Source organism: Saccharothrix sp. CCNWYY140 (assembly GCF_037401995.1).
In the GTDB taxonomy this organism is placed as follows: domain Bacteria; phylum Actinomycetota; class Actinomycetes; order Mycobacteriales; family Pseudonocardiaceae; genus Actinosynnema.
Genome location: NZ_JBBEGC010000042.1, coordinates 1 through 15,879 on the forward strand (window position 1 = coordinate 1; position 15,879 = coordinate 15,879).

A 15,879-nucleotide genomic window follows, 5' to 3' on the forward strand; every position below is an offset into this window, starting at 1 on the left:
CTTCGGGCAGGCCATACGGTGGGGGAACCGAGGCCCTCCACTTGTAGGTAACACCTACCGCGCGCTCCGCGCGCGAACAACCGCGCTGCGCGCGCCGAAGGGCCTCGGCGTGCGCGCTGGAAAGTTGGCCGACTTGCGGAATATCAGTTGGTCGGCGCTGCCCAGCCCGGCATCGGGTAAGCCGCCATCAATTCCGCCACCTCAGCCGCAATGCGGTCCAACGTCTCCTCATCCCCCACCGCCTGCACCGCCGCATCAATCCAAGCCGCCACCTGAGGCATGTGATCCGGCGTCAACCCCCGAGTCGTAATAGCCGCAGTCCCCAACCGAACACCCGACGGATCAAACGGCTTACGCGGATCAAACGGCACGGTGTTGTAGTTGGCTTCGATACCCGCCCGGTCCAACGCCTTGGCCGCAGGCTTCCCCGCGATGGCCTTGTTCGTCAAGTCGACCAGGATCAAGTGGTTGTCAGTACCACCCGAAACCAGGTCAAAGCCGCGCTGGGTCAAAGCCGACGCGAGCGCCTTCGCATTGGCCACGACATCATGCGCATACGTCTTGAACTCCGGCGTCGCGGCCTCCCCCAAGGCCACCGCGATGGCAGCCGTGGTGTGGTTGTGCGGCCCACCTTGCAAGCCCGGGAACACCGCCTTGTCGACAGCCTTGGCGTGAGACGCGTCCGACAGGATCATCGCGCCGCGCGGGCCGCGCAGGGTCTTGTGGGTGGTCGTGGTGATGACCTGGGCGTAGCCCACCGGGGACGGGTGGGCGCCGCCGGCGACCAAGCCGGCGATGTGGGCGATGTCGGCCACCAGGACCGCGTCGATCTCACGGGCGATCTCGGCGAAGGCCGGGAAGTCGATGGTCCTGGGGATGGCCGTGCCGCCGCAGAAGATGACCTTCGGGCGTTCCTTGCGGGCCAGGTCGCGGGCCTCGTCCAGGTCCACCCGGCCGGTTTCCTTGCGGACCCCGTACTGGACGCTGCGGAACCACTTGCCGGTCGCCGACACGCCCCAGCCGTGGGTCAGGTGGCCGCCGGAGGGCAGTGCGAGGCCCATGACGGTGTCGCCGGGCTCCAGGAAGGCCATGTACACGGCCAAGTTCGCGGGTGAACCGGAGTAGGGCTGCACGTTGGCGTGCTCTACGCCGAACACGGACTTGGCGCGTTCCACGGCCAGGGTCTCGACCGGGTCGACGACCTGCTGGCCCTCGTAGTACCGGCGGCCGGCGTAGCCCTCGGAGTACTTGTTGGTCAGGACCGTGCCGGTGGCCTCCAGGACCGCCCGGGAGACGTAGTTCTCGGAAGCGATCAGGCGGATCTTCTCGAACTGGCGACGGGCCTCGGCCTGCACCAGGCCGGCGACCTCGGGGTCGGCCTGGGTGAGTGCGGGGATGGCGGGGTCGTGCACGGCAGCCTCCAGCGAGTGCCGGGCACCCAGGCGCGCGGTGCTCGTCGGCTCTTCGCTCCCCGGTGGTCGATCCCACCCTCGGCACGCCAGTCGCGAACGCTGTTCATCCTAGCGCCGCCTGTTAGGGGTATTGCCGGGCGTGCGTGCGTGATTACATACTGCGTCGGAAAAGTACCAACAGCTTAGGTACCACGTCAGAATCCCCCTGCCTCCGAAAGGAGCTGACGTGCTCGATCGACGCACTTTCGTGCTCGGCGCCGCCGTGACCGCGGTCGCCGCCACGTCCGTCGGGACCGCCAACGCCGCCGCACCACCGACCTTCACCGTCATCGGTGTGGCGTCACTCGGCGGAACCCCCGTGACCCTGGCACGCATCGACGGCCGCTGGTCCTTGATCAGCGACAACGGTTCGGTGCGCATCACCACCGGACTGGAGAGCGCCGACCTGGTCGACCTCTCCGACGACGGCTCCCAACTGATCGCGGCCGGGTCGCTGGCCGGTGACCCGGTAGCCGCGCTGTGGACCTCCACCGACGGCGTGACCTGGCGGGAAGCTCGTCGCCTGCACGGCACGCGGTCCGAGTTCACCGCGATCACCGGCGCCCTCGCGCTGGGGGCCGTGGTGCGGCACGAGCGGGCGCCCGAGGTGCGGGTGGCCGTTCGGCGCACGGCTTCGGGCTGGTCCACCGTGCCGGTGCGCGGCCTGGGCGACGGGCTGCTCGCGTCCGCGCTCGCCACGACCCCGGACGGGTTCGTGTGCGCGGCCGTGGACTCCACCGGCACGCGCGTGCACGCCTCGTCGGACGGCGTGGCGTGGCACGAGTTGCCGCGGGTCGACGGGGTCGCCGTGCGCGGCCTGGTGTCCGCGTCCGGTGTCGTGCGGTGGTTCGGCAACGAGATCGCCGGGTCGACGCCGCTGACCGGCGTCGTCGGCGGGACCTCGGGACCGGCGCCCGTGCCCGCCGACGCCAAGGCCCTCGGCGTGACCGGCGCGCGCTCCGCGTGGCTGTCCGGCGGCCGTCTCCTGACCACCGCGATCTGAGGGAGCCCACTGGTGATCACGTTCAGCCGGATCGACGGCACCCCGGTCTACTACTGGCGGTCCTCGCGCGGCGACACGACCTTGCGCAACTGGCAGGCCACGCAGGGGTTCTACGACAGCCTCGTGCTGTGGATCCGCGACCTGCGGTCGCTGTCGTCGGCCTACGGCAGCATCACGTACCTGGTGTCGGCCGGGTTCTACGTCAACAAGCCGGGCCAGCACGGCGCGGGCACGGCGATGGACCTGGACTACGTCCGCTGGTCGGGCGGCCAGGTCTCCGCCCCGCTCGACCGCGACCACGCGTCGGGCACCCTGGCGGTCCGCCGGCGCTACCTGGCGGTGGACGCGGTGTGCCGCAGGCGCTTCCGCTACGTGCTGGACGGCTGGTACAACGCCGACCACGCCGACCACATCCACTCCGACTTCGGCGGCCTGCCGGTGCGGTGCGTGAAGAGCTCGGAGTCGGACACGAGGTTCGTGCAGTCCCTGTGCAACAACTTCATGAGCTCGGGCCTGGTGGTGGACGGCATCTGGGGCACCAACACCCAGAACGCCTTCAACACCGCCAAGTCCCGCCTGGGCATCACCGGCGACCCGCACACGACCACGTCGGTCTGGCAGTCCTTCCTCTCCGCCGCCGCCCGCAAGGGCTTCGCGAACCAGCCGTTCTAGCCGTTGTGATCGTGGACGTGGACGAGTCGGACCATCTCCGGCTCGTCCACCCGCACGAGGGTTCGCCGGTCCGAGTCGACCGTGGACGCGTGGGCCTACTCGCGGTCGTAGCTCGGGTGTCGGCCGATCTTCGCGTGCGCCGTGCTGGCCTACTCGGTGAGCAGGCGCGCGTAGTTGGCCAGGGAACGCTGGTACCGCGGTAGGTGCGGGGCGAGTGCGCCCAGTGCCAAGGACACCGCCTCCCGCTCCCGCCCCACGTCGGTCAACGCCAGCGCCAGGAACGCCCGCACCGCGTCATCCAAGTGGTCGGAGCCGGCAGCCTGCTCGGCGGTCAGCAGTTCGACGGCGATCTCCGGTTGGCCCAGGTTGCGCAGGGAACTGGCCATCTGGATCACCGCGCGTCGCCGTCGTTCGCCGGTCAGGCCCAGGTCCAGGGCCTCCCGGTACAGCGGCACGGCGCGGTCGGGGTGGCCGGTCGAGTCGTAGGCCGCCGCGCGTTCGAAGACGCCCACCGCCGGGGGCAGGTCGGCGGCCATCGCCTCGACCTCCGCGCGGAAGTCCTCTTCGGACAGTTCGTCCAGCCTCGCCCACACCTGTGCGACCCGCTGCTCCCAATCCATGCGAGCATCACATCACAGGGGGACGTTCCCGTGCTTCCTGGCGGGCGGGCGGCGGCGCTTGTCGCGCAGCATGGCCAGGCCGCGCAGCACGGCGGCGCGGGTCTGGGCCGGGTCGATCACGTCGTCCACCAAGCCGCGCTCGGCCGCGTAGTACGGGTGGACCAGCTCCTCCGAGTAGGCCGCGATGAGCGCTGCCCGCAGCTCGTCCGGGTCGGCGGCGGCGGCCAGCTCCTTGCGGTGGACGACGTTCACCGCCGCCTCCGCGCCCATGACCGCGATCTCGTTGGTGGGCCAGGCCAGCGACAGGTCGCAGCCGATGGACCGCGAGTCCATCACGATATACGCGCCGCCGTAGGCCTTCCGCAGGATCACCTGCACGCGCGGCACGGACGCCTCGCAGTACGCGTACAGCAACTTCGCGCCGTGCCGGATCGCCCCGCCGTACTCCTGGTCGGTGCCCGGCAGGAACCCGGGCACGTCCACCAGCGTCACCAGCGGGATGCCGAACGCATCGCAGAACCGCACGAAGCGGGCCGCCTTCTGCGACGCCGCCGTGTCCAGCACCCCAGCCAGCACCAACGGCTGGTTGCCCACCACGCCGACGACCTCGCCGCCCAGCCGCGCCAACGCGCACACCACGTTGCCCGCCCAGTCCTCGTGGACCTCCAGGAAGTCCCCGTCGTCCACCACTTCCGCGATGACGCCCCGGATGTCGTAGGGCCGGTTGGGCTCCACCGGCACCAGCTCCGGCAACGCCGGCCGCAGGTCGTCCCCCGCCGGGTGCGGGCACGCCGGCGGCGGCTCCATGTTGTTGGCGGGCAACAAGGACAGCAGGTAGCGCACGTCCGCGAGGCAGCTCTCCTCGTCGTCGTGCACGAACGACGCCACCCCGGACAGCGACCCGTGCACGTCCGCGCCGCCGAGCTGGTTGTGCGTGACCCTCTCCCCGCTCACCGCTCGGACGACGTCCGGCCCCGTCAGGTACATCTGCGCGGTGTCGCGCACCATGAACGTGAAGTCCGCCAACGCCGGCGAGTAGGCCGCACCACCCGCGCACGGCCCCAGCACCACGGCGATCTGCGGGACGATCCCGGACGCCTCGACCTGCCGGCGGAAGATGCCGCCGTAGCCGTGCAGCGCCATGACACCCTCTTGGATGCGCGCCCCGCCGCTGTCGTTGATGGACACGATCGGCGACCCGGTGGACAGGGCCAGGTCCATCACCTTGTGGATCTTCTCCGCGTGCGCCGCGCCCAGCGACCCGCCGGCGATGGTGAAGTCCTGTGCGTAGACGAAGATCCGTCGCCCGTCGACGGTCCCGGAGCCGGCGACGACGCCGTCGGTGTGCGCGCCGGTCGTGCCCCGCCGGAACATCTCGACCTCGACGAACGACCCCTCGTCCAGCAGCAGGTCCAGCCGCTCCCGCGCGGTCCGCTTGCCCAGCCCGTGCTGCCGCGCCACGGCGTCCCGGCTGCCCAGGGCGACGCGGCTGGTGGCCTCGTCCCGGCGGTCCCGCAGCGACCGCATGGACCGCGCCGGCGGGGTCGGCCGGACGGCGGGCCGGAAGTCCATCTCGGAGATGCTCATTGGACGCCTTTCGCTCCGCGACTTCCCACCCTGCATCGCGGCCACGGCGGCGGGTAACCCCTACCGACCCCCACTCCGGCGGCCGGGGCACCCGGACCGCCCCTGAACCGACCGGTCGCCCACACCCGGACCAGGCCGGTCGCCACACCCGGATCAGGTCGTGAACCGGCCCGTCGCCCAGGCCCGGTCGCCCGGTTCGGCGACCTCGTCGACCCGGCGTCCGTCCACGTGGTACTCGACGGGCTCCACCAGCCCCTCCTCCACCGCCGCCGTCCACGCCCGGTGCGGGCCGACGCCCCACGGGTACCAGGGGATCACGTCGTCCACGACCACCACCGCGCCCGGCCGGGCCAGGCGGCGGGCGTTGACGATGTCGGCGTAGGCGATCTCGAACGTGTGCCCGCCGTCGACGAACACCAGATCCGGCCGCGCCCCGCCGTACGCGGGCACGGTGGTCGTGGAGTCGCCGACGACCAGCTCGTGCCGCCCGGGGTAGCGGACGTCCACGAACTCCTTGGCCAGCGCGACCGAGCGCCGCTGGTCCAGCTCGAAGGACACCACGCGGGTGTCGGGCGCGCTCTCCAGGAACGCGATGCTGGAGAACCCGATGTTGAACCCGATCTCGGCGATGGTCCGGGCGCCGCCGGTGCGCGCGAGGTCGGCGAGGTACTCGACCTCGGCCAGGCTCGCGAACCCCTCGGTGATGGGCGCGCCGCCGTCGCGGACGTGGCCGTAGACGTCCCACAGGAGCTGTTCGAGTGCGCTGGTCTGCTGCACGGGCGCCTCGCTTTCGTCGGGGACCGCAGCTTGGGCGACCCGCCCGAACGGGGGCAAGGGCACCGGCGATTTTGCGCTGATCAGGCCAAACGCGGTCGCCGAACCTCGACCGGCGATGAATAGTTGACACTGACTAGTCAAAGCTGGATAGTTGGTCCTGACTACAGGAGGACGGATGGCGAGCAAGCGCAAGGTCGGCAACCTGCTGGCCCTGGCCGTGCTGAGCTACCTGGTCAGGCAGCCCGCACACCCCTACGAGCTGAGCCGCATGCTGCGCGAGCACCACGACGACCGCAGCATCAAGTTCACCCACGGCTCGCTCTACATGGTCGTCGGGCAGCTCGAGAAGGCCGGGTTCATCGCCCCGCGGGAGACCGTGCGCGACAGCCAGCGGCCCGAGCGGACCGTCTACGCGCTCACGCCCGAAGGCCGGACCGAGCTGCGCGACTGGCTGCGGGACCTGGTCGCCGAGCCGCGCCACGAGTACCCGCACTTCGTGGCCGCGTTGTCGCTGATCGGGGCGCTGCCGCCGGACGAGGTGGTGACGCTGCTGCGCGACCGGTTGACCCGGCTCGCCGAGCAGCGCGCGGAGATCCGGGGGCTGCTGGACGAGGCCGCCGACGTGCACCCGCTCTTCCTGGTCGAAGAGGAGTACCGGATCGCCCTGCTGGACGCCGAGGTGGCGTTCGTCGAGGGCTTCATCGACCGGATCGAGGACCCGGAGACCGGCTGGGGACCCATGTGGGCCGGTTTCCACCAGAACCTGGAGGGGACATGAACGTGCTGGTGATCGGCGGTGGCATCGGCGGCCCGGTGGCCGCGTTGGCACTGCGGCAGGCAGGGTTCGACGCGACCGTCTACGAGGCCTACCCCCGCACCGCGGAAGGTGTCGGCGGCGGCTTGGGCTTCGCGCCCAACGGGTTGCAGGCGTTGAGCGTGGTGGGCGTGGACGAGGCCGTGCGGGCCATCGGCACCCCGATCACGTCGATGGCCATGCAGAGCTGGACGGGCAAGACGCTGGGCGCGTTCGCCACCGACCCGCCGCAGCTCATGGTGTGGCGCGACCAGCTGTACCGGGTGCTGCGCGAGGCGGCGGAGGCGCGCGGGGTGGTCTTCGAGCTGGGCAAGCGGCTGGTGGACGCGACCTCGTCCGACGACGGGGTGGTGGCGCGGTTCGCGGACGGGTCGTCGGTGCGCGGGGACCTGCTGGTGGGCGCGGACGGCATCCGGTCCACCGTGCGCGGGCTGATCGACCCGGGCGCACCGAAGCCCCGGTACGCGGGTCTGCTCGGGTTCGGGGCGCAGGTGGCGGACACCGGGCTGCCGTCCACCGACGGGCGCATGTACCTCGCGTTCGGCAAGCGGGCGTTCTTCGGCTACCAGGTCATGGACGACTCGTCCGGCGGGTGGTTCGTCAACCTGCCCAGCAAGACGCCGATGAGCGTCGCCGAGGCGCGGGCGGTGGGCGCGGCGGAGTGGTTGCGGCGGTTCCGGGAGGTGTTCGCCGACGACCGGGTGCCGGCGCTGCCGATGTTCGCGCGGACGTCGCCGGAGGACCTGGTGATCACCGGGCCGCTGGAGGACATCCCGTCCGTGCCGACGTGGAGCCGGGGTCGGATGGTGCTGATCGGCGACGCGGCGCACCCCACGTCCCCGAGCTCGGGCCAGGGCGCGTCGCTGGCCGTGGAGAGCGCGGTCGAGCTGGCCCGGTGCCTGCGCGACCTGCCGCACCCCGAGGCGTTCGCCGCGTACGAGCGGCTGCGCCGCGACCGCGTGGAACGCATCATCAAGATGGCCGCGCGCACCAACCAGGACAAGGCCGCCGGACCGGTCGCCCGCGTGCTGCGCGACCTGCTCATGCCGGTGGCGATGAAGTTCGTCAAGCCGTCGAAGTTCGCCTGGCAGTTCGACCACCGCATCGAGTGGGACGCGCCGCTCACCACCGCGTAGCAACCGCGCGAAACGCCCGCGCGGCCACCGCCCGCCGCCTACCATCCACGCGTGATCCGGCACGTCCTCGCCGCGCTGGCGGCCGTCGGCCTCCTGGCGGCTTGCACCTCCGCCCCGACCCCGTCACCCACTCCGCCACCCAAGACCGCCGCGTCCGGGTGGACCGAGGTGCCGGAACCGCACGGGAAGATCGATCCCGCTGAACTGGCGGTCGATCCACCGCTCCGGTTCCCCGAGGGCGACCCCTGCGCGCTGCTGACCGAGCAGGAGATCGTCACCACCGCCCGCGTGCCCCACGCCCGCACGACGACCAGCTCGGGCCCGGACCGGTGCACGTGGCAGGTCGGCGACGGCAAGGACGACCGCGGTCGCCAGTGGGAACAACTCATCCTCGACCGGGGCGTCATGGCGTGGTGGGGCGGGCCGGAACGGGGCGAGGTCGCGGGCCGCCCGGCCCGCCGCCTGTCCGAGGAGGGCAAGTGCGTGCTGCGGGTGGCCCTGCACCGGCCCGCGGACGACACCGACGACCGCCCCGTCCTCCAGGTCTCGCTGCGGCAGGGGAACCCGGGCGTCGACACCTGCGCCGGCGCCCAGGCCCTGGCCGAACTGCTGCTGGCCCGGATGACGGCCTGACTCACGGGTGCATGCGCGCACCCTTGAGGACCTTGTCGACCACGTTGCGGCCCGCGTGCACCGCCAGCCCGACCAGGTCCAGCCGGTCACGCGGCACGGCCCGGACCGCCGCCCGGTTGTCCCGGTCGTTGCCGGTGGCGAACAGGTCGGAGGTGAACACGGCGATCGGCAGCTCCCGTCCCACCGCACGCGCGTGCGCGGCGGTCAGGACTTCCTTCGAGCCGGCGAGCACCACCACCGGCTGCCGGAACATCGGGAGGTAGGGGGTGCCGTCGGCGTCGGCGTACGGCTCGCCCAGCAACTCCAGCGACCCGGCGGCCAGCGCCCCGCTCAGGAACGCGCACACGTTCAACCCCTGCCAGGCCTCCAGGTCGTCCCGGAGCAGCACGGCGATCTTGGTGTCGAATCGAACAGGTTCTTCCACTCACCCAGCGTCGGCCCGAGCCCGCCACCGCGTCTTGTACGTTCCTGACACGGGTACCTTGAGAGGCGTGTCGGGGACGATCCGGGCGTGGCGACCTGCGGTGACAGGCGTGTCCGAGGTGTTCCACGCGCACTTCCCGGACCACACCTACCCCATGCACACGCACGACACGTGGACCCTGCTGCTGATCGACGAGGGCACCGTCCAGTTCGAGCTGGACCACCACGAGCACGGCGCCATCCGCTCCCACGTGACCCTGCTGCCCCCGCACGTCCCCCACGACGGCCGCTCGGCCACCCCGCACGGCTTCCGCAAGCGCGTCCTGTACCTGGACACCGGTCTGCTGGACCCCGACCTCACCGGTCGCGCGGTGGACCAGCCGGCCCTGCCCGATCCGCTGCTGCGCCACCGCATCCACCAGCTGCACCACACCCTGGCCCAGCCGGGCGAGCACCTGGCCGCCGACAGCCGCCTCGCCCTCGTGGTCGAGCGCCTGACCCACCACCTGCGCCGCACCGCACCGCAGACCCCGGTCCGCGACCCGGGACTGGCCAAGGACCTGCGCGACCTGCTGGACGCGAACGTCCACTCCGGACTGTCGCTCGACACCGCCGCCACCCTGCTCGGCGCGCACCCGACGCACCTGGTCCGGTGCTTCAGCCGCGAGTACGGCATCCCGCCGCACCAGTACCTGACCGGCCGCCGCGTGGACCTGGCCCGACGCCTGCTGCTGTCCGGCCTGCCGCCGGCGGAAGTGGCCACCAGGGCGGGGTTCTACGACCAATCGCACCTGACCCGCCACTTCAAGCGCCTGGTGGGCACCAGCCCCGGCCGCTACACCCGGCCGAGCCGCCCGGGACGTTCTCCCGGGCGGCCGGCGTGAGGGGTCGTCAGCGGATGCGGAGGTTGCGGGCCTTCTCCCCGGAGGCGGACTTCGTCACGATGCGGTGACCGGGGAGGATCAGGTCGGGGTTGGTCAGGTGGCCGGGGTTCATGGCGACCAGGGCCTCCCAACCCCCGTCGATACCGGCCGCCTGCGCGATCGACGCGAGGGTGTCGCCCTCCTGGATCGTGTAGTCGCCGGCCGGGTTGTCGGTGGACGGTGGACGGGCTGGTGCGACGGGTGCGACGCGCACCGCGGGAACCGTGGTGCGGACGCGGCTGCTCGGCGGGGTCGAGCGCACGGGGCTGCTTCGGCGGCCCGCGCACGTGGGCCACGCGCCGGCTCCCTGGGTGCGGAGGACGTTCTCCGCCACCCTGATCTGTTCTTCACGTGTGGCGTTGTGCGGCATTCCGGTGCCGCCGTTGGCCGCCCACGTGCCCGGGGTGAATTGAAGGCCGCCGTAGTAACCGTTGCCGGTGTTGATCGACCAGTTCCCGCCGGACTCGCAGCGTGCCACGGCGTCCCAGTCCAAGCCGTCCTGCGCCGCCGCGACACCGCCGCCGAGGCCGATCAGGCAGGCCGTGGCAGCGGTCAGCAGCGCTGCCCGGCCGAGGATGGTGGTGGTGCCGCTCTGGGGGGTGCCTCCGTGAGCAAACATGAACGTCGCCGCACCGCTGCGCCGCACCGGACCGTCCACACCGGACGGCCGCTCCTCCGTCCCACGGCTTGACCTTCCGTGAGGAGACTCGTCTCCGGGTGGCGCGGTGGACGGAGCGTGGCGCCCGGCCGCCCGGTCGTACCCGTGCCCGGCGTGGAACCGGGCACGAGCGGACCTTAGGAACGGGCGGCGGGAACGGCACGGCGAACGCGACCCCGACCAGGCTCGGCAGGCGTCAAGTCCACTCGAAACGGTGATCTCCAGCGGTAACGCGTTAATCCGGTCGGGAAATGCGTGACGGCCACCAGATGCGCCGGCCGACGTCCACCGCGAGCGCCGGCACCAGCAGGGAGCGCACGATGATCGTGTCCAGCAACACGCCGAAGGCCACGATGAACGCGATCTGGGCCAGGAACAGGATCGGCAGCACGGCCAGCGCCGCGAACGTCGCCGCCAGCACGACACCCGCCGAGGTGATCACCCCACCGGTGATGGTCAGCCCGCGCAGCACGCCCTCCCGCGCCCCGAGCGACCGCGTCTCCTCGCGCACCCGGGTCATCAGGAAGATGTTGTAGTCGATCCCCAGTGCCACCAGGAAGACGAACCCGAACAACGGGACCACCGGGTCCGCGCCGGGGAAGTCGAACACGTTGTTGAACACCAAGGCCGCGACACCCATCGTGGCGCCGAAGGACAGCACGACCGTGGCGATGAGCAGCAGCGGCGCCAACAACGACCGCAACAACGCCGCCAGCACAAGGAAAATCACCAGCAACACGATCGGGATGATGACCAACCGGTCCCGCTCGGAGGTGTCCCGCGTGTCGAGCTGGGTCGCCGTCGGGCCACCCACCTTCGCCTCCGCGCCGGGCACCTGCCGCACGGCCTCGCGCACCCGCTGCACGGTCGCCAGCGCGGCCTCGGAGTCGGCGGGGTCGGTCAACACGACGTCCAGCCGGACCAACCCTTCCGCCTCGCCGCGTTGCTCCACAGTGGACACCCCGTCCACCTTCGCCGCGGCGGCGACCTGAGCGGCACTTCCCGAGCGGGCCAGGACGATCGCGGGCGACCCGCTGCCGCCCGGGAAGTGCCGGGACAGCACCTCCTGCCCCGCCACGGACTCCACGTCGGTGAGGAACACGTCCGACTGCGCCGTCCCGGACGCCTTGAGCTGCGGCACGAACGCCACCCCGACCAGCAGCACCAGGGTCGTGACCACCCAGGTCAGCCGGGGCCGGGCGGACACCAGCGCCGCGACCCGCGCCCACAGCCCACCCGACTCCGGGTGCGGCGAGCCGTGGGTGGGTCGGCGCGGCCAGAACGCGGCCCGGCCGAGCAGCACCAGGACCGCGGGCAGGAAGGTGACAGAGGCCAGCAGCGCCGCGCCGATGCCGATCGCGGCCACCGGACCCAGGCCCTTGTTGGAGTTGAGGTCGCTGAACAGCAGGCACAGCACGCCGAGCACGACGGTGCCCGCGGAGGCCGCGATGGGTTCGATGGTCGCCCGCCACGCCGTGCGCATGGCGGCGTACCGGTCCTCGGTGTCGCGCAACTGCTCGCGGTACCGGGAGACCAGCAGCAGCGCGTAGTCCGTGGCCGCACCGAACACGAGGATGAACAGGATGCCTTGGCTCTGCCCGTTGAGGTCGAGGACCCCGTTGTCCGCCAACAGGTACACGGCCAGGCTCGCGACACCCAGCGCCATCACGCCGGACAGCAGCACCACCAGCGGCAGCAGCGGACTCCGGTAGACCAGCACCAGGATCACCGCGACCACGGCCCCGGCCACGAGCAGGAGCAGCCCGTCGATGCCGCCGAACGCCTCCTTGAGGTCCGCGATCTGCGCGGCCGGCCCGGTGACCAGGACGGTCAACCCGTCCGGCGGGCTGTCCAGCGCGGTCCGCAGCTGCTCCACCGCGTCGGCGGGTTCGACGGCGTCGATGGCCACGACGACCTGGGCGGCCTGGTCGTCCTGGCGGGACGGGATGACCGGGGACGCCTTGCCGGGGTAGTCGACGCCCTCCAGGTAGGCGCGGTCGGCGTCCGTCATGCCGGACTGCCGTTCGGCGACGACGATGGCGGGCAGGCTGCCCTGGTCGCCGAACGCCTTGACCCGCTCGGCCACCTCGGTGGCCTCGGCGGAGGCAGGCAGGAAGGCGGTGCTGTCGTTGACGGCGACCTGGCTCAGCTTGCCGGTGAACGGGCCGGAGAAGCCGCCCAGGGCCAGCCAGGCGACGGCGATCAGGGCGGGGACGACCCAGCGGGCGCGCACGGGAGAATGACCTCCGGCAGACAAGATGATTCGATCGTCGAATAGTTCGATGGTCGAAATGCTAACCGGAGGGCGGATGGCCGACAACTCGACCCTGGTGCGGCTCCTGCGACAGCTGGTCGTGGAGTCGGACCACTTCGTCGGCTTGTTCGGCGAGTGGCACGGCCTGCACCGCACCGACATGAACGCGCTGGTCCTGATCATGGACGCGGACCGCCGCGGCACACCCCTGTCCCCCGGCCGCCTGGCCGGCGCCATGCACCTGAGCGCCTCCGCGACCACCTCCGTCCTGGACCGCCTGGAGTCCTCCGGCCACGTGGAACGCGCCCGCAGCACCACCGACCGCCGCAAGGTCGAGCTACGCGTCAACGACAAGGCCCTGGACCTGGGCCGCCGCTTCTTCGCCCCGCTCAACAGCGCGTACACGGCGGCGTGGGAGGCGTTCAGCGACGAGGAGAAGGCGACCATCGCCCGTTTCCTGCTCGCCAGCATCGAGGCCACGGCGACCGTGCGCGGCGAAATCGCCGGCTCACCGGGTGATCGCTGAGCTACCGTTGCGCGGCACCAACGGCGTGTAGCTCAGCAAGTCAGAGCACCGGGCTTCGGACCCGGAGGGCGCGGGGGCGGAACCCGCCACGCCGGCAATGGAACAGCACGGATACCCCTCGGGACGCCTGGCGGACGCCTTCACCACCGCGACCACCCACTCCGACGCCGCGACCCGCGAACGCGCCGAGGAGCGGGTGCGGCGGTGGTTCGACGTGCTGGGCGGCATGGACGACGGCACCCTGCGGATCGGCTCGCGCACCCCGGTGGCGGACCTGCCCGCGTGGGTCACCCCGGAGGTGGTCCGCGGCGGCTTCGCGACCGGCCGGGCCGCCGCCGGCGGGCCGCTGCTACCGCACGAGACCGACCGGCTCGTGGACTTCGTGCACGCCCTCTCGCCGGCGGGACGGGCCGGGTTGTGCGCGTTGCTGGACAGCGGCGAGTACCGCGTGGAGGTGCCCGAGGAGGCCGCGCTGCTGGTGCTGGCGTGGCTGGTGCGCGAGGAGGACTTCGACGCCGCCGAGGCGCTGCTGCACGAGATCGCGCCGTTCGCCCGACGACTGCGATTCGTGCCGACACCGGCCGCCACGCCGCCGAGCGGGCTGCTGTGGCGGGAGACGGCGGGCGAGGCGAGCGCGGCGCTGGCGGGGCGAACGCCCAACCCGCGGGTCGCGGCCATGAACGAGGCGCTGACGGTGTGGAACCCGTTCGCCGACGACCTGCTAGCCCTGTGGCTGGACTCCGCCGAGGACGGCCGGGCCGGCGCTGGGACCGACGCGGCGTGGCCGGACTCCGCCGAGCGCGGCCGGGCCGACACGCAGACCGACGCGGCCTCGCGGGCGGCGCGGCCGGACTCACCCGAGAGCGGCCAGGCCGACACGCAGACCGACGCGGCGTCGCGGGCAGCGTGGCCGGACTCACCCGAGAGCGGCCAGGTCAGCGCGCGGACCGAGGCGGCCCGGCAGGCGGCGCGGCCGGACTCCACCGAGGGCGGCCCGGTCGGCGCGCGGATCGACGCGGCGTGGCGGGCGCGGGCGGAGGCGCTGGTGGCTCGGTACGCGGAGCTGTCCGCCGCCCACACGCTCACCACCAAGCACCGCAACCCCCGGCACAACCTCGCGATCCTGCTCCGCTGCACGGCCGCGTTGGTGCGGCGCGAGGCGATCGGGCCGCGGGACCGGCGGCTGCTGGAGCACACCGTCGCGGCGATGGTGGCCCGTCGTGGGCGCCCGGGTTCGCCGGAGCACACCGCGCTGCGCGCCGGGCAGTCCGCCCAGGCCGCGTTGCCCACGTTCCACGACCTGGCCCGGCTGCTGGTGCGGCGCGCGGCGGCGCTGCCGGCCGACGAGGGCGTGCCGGACGTCGAGGCGCTGCTCGTGCCCGTGCACGAGGACGTGCCCGGCATCCCCCTGGGCACGCCGATCCCCCGCGCCCTGGCGCGGATCGTGCGGCGGGCGCTCGCCGGGACGGTGGAGGACCTGGTCGACGCCGGGGTCGTGCCCTCCGCCGAGGTGCTGGCCCGGCTGGTGCCGCCGATCGCGGCCGAGACGATCGCCCGCGCCTACCCCGAGGGTCCGCTGCGGGCGCTGGTGGCGGCCGTCCACGTGGCGTTCCGGCGGCGGCGGTCGTTGCTGCTGTTGAACTTCGAGCACCAGGTGACGGTCGACGAACTGCCGTGGGTGCGGGCCCTCGCCCGGTACCGCGCCGACGTGCCGGCGCACGGCACCGTGCGGCGGCTGGGCGAGTTGGCGCTGGACGGGTTCCCGGGCACCGTCCTGCCGAACCAGCTCGTGCGCGAGTTCGCCGCGCTGGCCCCGGACCTGCCGTGGGTGGAGGACCTCGCCGCGGACATCTTCATGGGGTCGTTCACACCGAAGTTCGCCGCGGCGGCCCGGATCGCGGGCGACCTGCTCGCCGGCAGCCTCTACGCGCGGTACTACGGCCTGGACTACTCCGCAGCCGCCGACCGCGACACGTTCGCCGCCTGGTGCCGGCGGGTGGCCGATCCGGGTCGGAGCGTCGCGGCCAGCGGGATGGTCATCGAGCAGGCCCAGATCCTGACCACGCACAACCTGGCCACGCTGGTGCGGGCGGGCGTCGAGGCGGACTGGGCGGCGCTGGCGGAACGGGCGTTCGGCACGGCGGCGCGACTGGCCGGCCGGATCCAGGACAACCCGCGGACGGCCAAGAACGTCGCGTTCGCGTGGCGGCAGATGCTGTTCTTCCTGACCTTGGGCGGCGGCGCCGAAGACTTTGTCGCCGCACACCGGAAGGACGCGCCGCCGACGTTGGCCGGGGCGCTGGCCGGGCTGGCACACGTGGTGCCCGGCGGGTCGCTGGACGAGCCTTTGCTCGGCTGGGTCGTCGGGCGACGCCAGGCGAAGTAGGAATTCACCGGCCGGC

At 72.4% G+C, this 15,879-nt stretch carries 15 protein-coding genes, 1 tRNA gene and 1 riboswitch; of the genes, 9 read left to right on the forward strand and 7 right to left on the reverse strand.

The window, feature by feature from the left end; genetic code table 11:
- Positions 1–143: 143 nt before the first annotated feature.
- A complete protein-coding gene (glyA, locus tag WBN91_RS19845) occupies positions 144–1,412 on the reverse strand; it encodes a serine hydroxymethyltransferase (protein WP_337727013.1) in 1,269 nt (422 codons plus the stop codon).
- A gap of 17 nt (positions 1,413–1,429) precedes the next feature.
- Positions 1,430–1,516, reverse strand: a riboswitch (ZMP/ZTP riboswitch).
- Positions 1,517–1,638: 122 nt separating this feature from the next.
- Here glyA and WBN91_RS19850 point away from each other — a divergent pair.
- Entirely contained in the window at positions 1,639–2,454 is an 816-nt protein-coding gene (locus WBN91_RS19850) for a hypothetical protein (protein WP_337727012.1), read from the forward strand.
- Positions 2,455–2,466: 12 nt separating this feature from the next.
- Positions 2,467–3,126 carry a hypothetical protein gene (locus WBN91_RS19855; protein WP_337727011.1) on the forward strand — a complete coding sequence of 220 codons (660 nt, stop codon included), beginning with the start codon at positions 2,467–2,469 and terminating at the stop codon, positions 3,124–3,126.
- A gap of 149 nt (positions 3,127–3,275) precedes the next feature.
- Here the strand turns inward: WBN91_RS19855 and WBN91_RS19860 are convergent, their stop codons facing one another.
- The 3 genes from WBN91_RS19860 to WBN91_RS19870 all read right to left on the reverse strand — a co-directional run bounded on the left by WBN91_RS19860 (position 3,276) and on the right by WBN91_RS19870 (position 6,110).
- The gene (locus WBN91_RS19860) at positions 3,276–3,746 is read right to left on the reverse strand and encodes a tetratricopeptide repeat protein (protein WP_337727010.1); all 471 of its coding nucleotides are present in this window, start codon (positions 3,744–3,746) and stop codon (positions 3,276–3,278) included.
- 12 nt (positions 3,747–3,758) lie between these two features.
- Complete coding sequence (locus tag WBN91_RS19865; RefSeq protein WP_443217756.1) at positions 3,759–5,333, reverse strand: acyl-CoA carboxylase subunit beta; 1,575 nt, start codon at positions 5,331–5,333, stop codon at positions 3,759–3,761.
- Between the two features lie 153 nt (positions 5,334–5,486).
- Positions 5,487–6,110 (reverse strand): O-methyltransferase, encoded by a 624-nt coding sequence (locus WBN91_RS19870; protein WP_337727009.1) that lies wholly within the window; start codon positions 6,108–6,110, stop codon positions 5,487–5,489.
- Positions 6,111–6,285: 175 nt separating this feature from the next.
- Here WBN91_RS19870 and WBN91_RS19875 point away from each other — a divergent pair, with 175 nt between their 5' ends.
- From WBN91_RS19875 to WBN91_RS19885, 3 genes are read left to right on the forward strand one after another with little or no spacing between them, the layout of a single operon-like run.
- Positions 6,286–6,888 carry a PadR family transcriptional regulator gene (locus WBN91_RS19875; RefSeq protein ID WP_337727008.1) on the forward strand — a complete coding sequence of 201 codons (603 nt, stop codon included), beginning with the start codon at positions 6,286–6,288 and terminating at the stop codon, positions 6,886–6,888.
- Complete coding sequence (locus tag WBN91_RS19880) at positions 6,885–8,060, forward strand: FAD-dependent oxidoreductase (RefSeq protein WP_337727007.1); 1,176 nt, start codon at positions 6,885–6,887, stop codon at positions 8,058–8,060. The genes WBN91_RS19875 and WBN91_RS19880 overlap by 4 nt, the downstream gene beginning before the upstream one ends.
- A gap of 51 nt (positions 8,061–8,111) precedes the next feature.
- Complete coding sequence (locus tag WBN91_RS19885; RefSeq protein WP_337727006.1) at positions 8,112–8,693, forward strand: DUF3558 family protein; 582 nt, start codon at positions 8,112–8,114, stop codon at positions 8,691–8,693.
- A gap of 1 nt (position 8,694) precedes the next feature.
- Here WBN91_RS19885 and WBN91_RS19890 read toward each other — a convergent pair whose 3' ends face one another.
- Positions 8,695–9,117 (reverse strand): DUF2000 domain-containing protein, encoded by a 423-nt coding sequence (locus tag WBN91_RS19890; RefSeq protein WP_337727005.1) that lies wholly within the window; start codon positions 9,115–9,117, stop codon positions 8,695–8,697.
- Between the two features lie 67 nt (positions 9,118–9,184).
- Between WBN91_RS19890 and WBN91_RS19895 the strand changes: the two genes are divergently transcribed.
- On the forward strand, positions 9,185–10,000 hold the full coding sequence (locus WBN91_RS19895) for a helix-turn-helix domain-containing protein (protein ID WP_337727004.1): 816 nt from the start codon (positions 9,185–9,187) through the stop codon (positions 9,998–10,000).
- A 7-nt stretch (positions 10,001–10,007) separates the two neighbouring features.
- On the opposite strand, the gene WBN91_RS19900 is transcribed toward WBN91_RS19895, so the two are convergent.
- Entirely contained in the window at positions 10,008–10,658 is a 651-nt protein-coding gene (locus WBN91_RS19900; RefSeq protein ID WP_337727003.1) for a transglycosylase family protein, read from the reverse strand.
- 274 nt (positions 10,659–10,932) lie between these two features.
- Complete coding sequence (locus tag WBN91_RS19905) at positions 10,933–12,930, reverse strand: MMPL family transporter (RefSeq protein WP_337727002.1); 1,998 nt, start codon at positions 12,928–12,930, stop codon at positions 10,933–10,935.
- Positions 12,931–13,006: 76 nt separating this feature from the next.
- Here WBN91_RS19905 and WBN91_RS19910 point away from each other — a divergent pair, with 76 nt between their 5' ends.
- The 3 genes from WBN91_RS19910 (at position 13,007) to WBN91_RS19920 (ending at position 15,863) form a co-directional block, all read left to right on the forward strand.
- On the forward strand, positions 13,007–13,477 hold the full coding sequence (locus WBN91_RS19910) for a MarR family winged helix-turn-helix transcriptional regulator (RefSeq protein ID WP_337727001.1): 471 nt from the start codon (positions 13,007–13,009) through the stop codon (positions 13,475–13,477).
- 21 nt (positions 13,478–13,498) lie between these two features.
- A tRNA-Arg gene (locus WBN91_RS19915) sits at positions 13,499–13,572 on the forward strand.
- Positions 13,573–13,574: 2 nt separating this feature from the next.
- The gene (locus tag WBN91_RS19920; protein ID WP_337727000.1) at positions 13,575–15,863 is read left to right on the forward strand and encodes a hypothetical protein; all 2,289 of its coding nucleotides are present in this window, start codon (positions 13,575–13,577) and stop codon (positions 15,861–15,863) included.
- Positions 15,864–15,879 lie beyond the last annotated feature (16 nt).

Excerpts from the sequence above, each read along its gene's own strand:
- WBN91_RS19860 (WP_337727010.1), bottom strand. The coding sequence starts at position 3,746 with ATGGATTGGGAGCAGCGGGTCGCACAGGTGTGGGCGAGGCTGGACGAA.
- WBN91_RS19920 (WP_337727000.1), top strand. The coding sequence starts at position 13,575 with ATGGAACAGCACGGATACCCCTCGGGACGCCTGGCGGACGCCTTCACC.
- WBN91_RS19880 (WP_337727007.1), top strand. The coding sequence starts at position 6,885 with ATGAACGTGCTGGTGATCGGCGGTGGCATCGGCGGCCCGGTGGCCGCG.
- WBN91_RS19865 (WP_443217756.1), bottom strand. The coding sequence starts at position 5,333 with ATGAGCATCTCCGAGATGGACTTCCGGCCCGCCGTCCGGCCGACCCCG.
- WBN91_RS19900 (WP_337727003.1), bottom strand. The coding sequence starts at position 10,658 with ATGTTTGCTCACGGAGGCACCCCCCAGAGCGGCACCACCACCATCCTC.
- WBN91_RS19875 (WP_337727008.1), top strand. The coding sequence starts at position 6,286 with ATGGCGAGCAAGCGCAAGGTCGGCAACCTGCTGGCCCTGGCCGTGCTG.
- WBN91_RS19910 (WP_337727001.1), top strand. The coding sequence starts at position 13,007 with ATGGCCGACAACTCGACCCTGGTGCGGCTCCTGCGACAGCTGGTCGTG.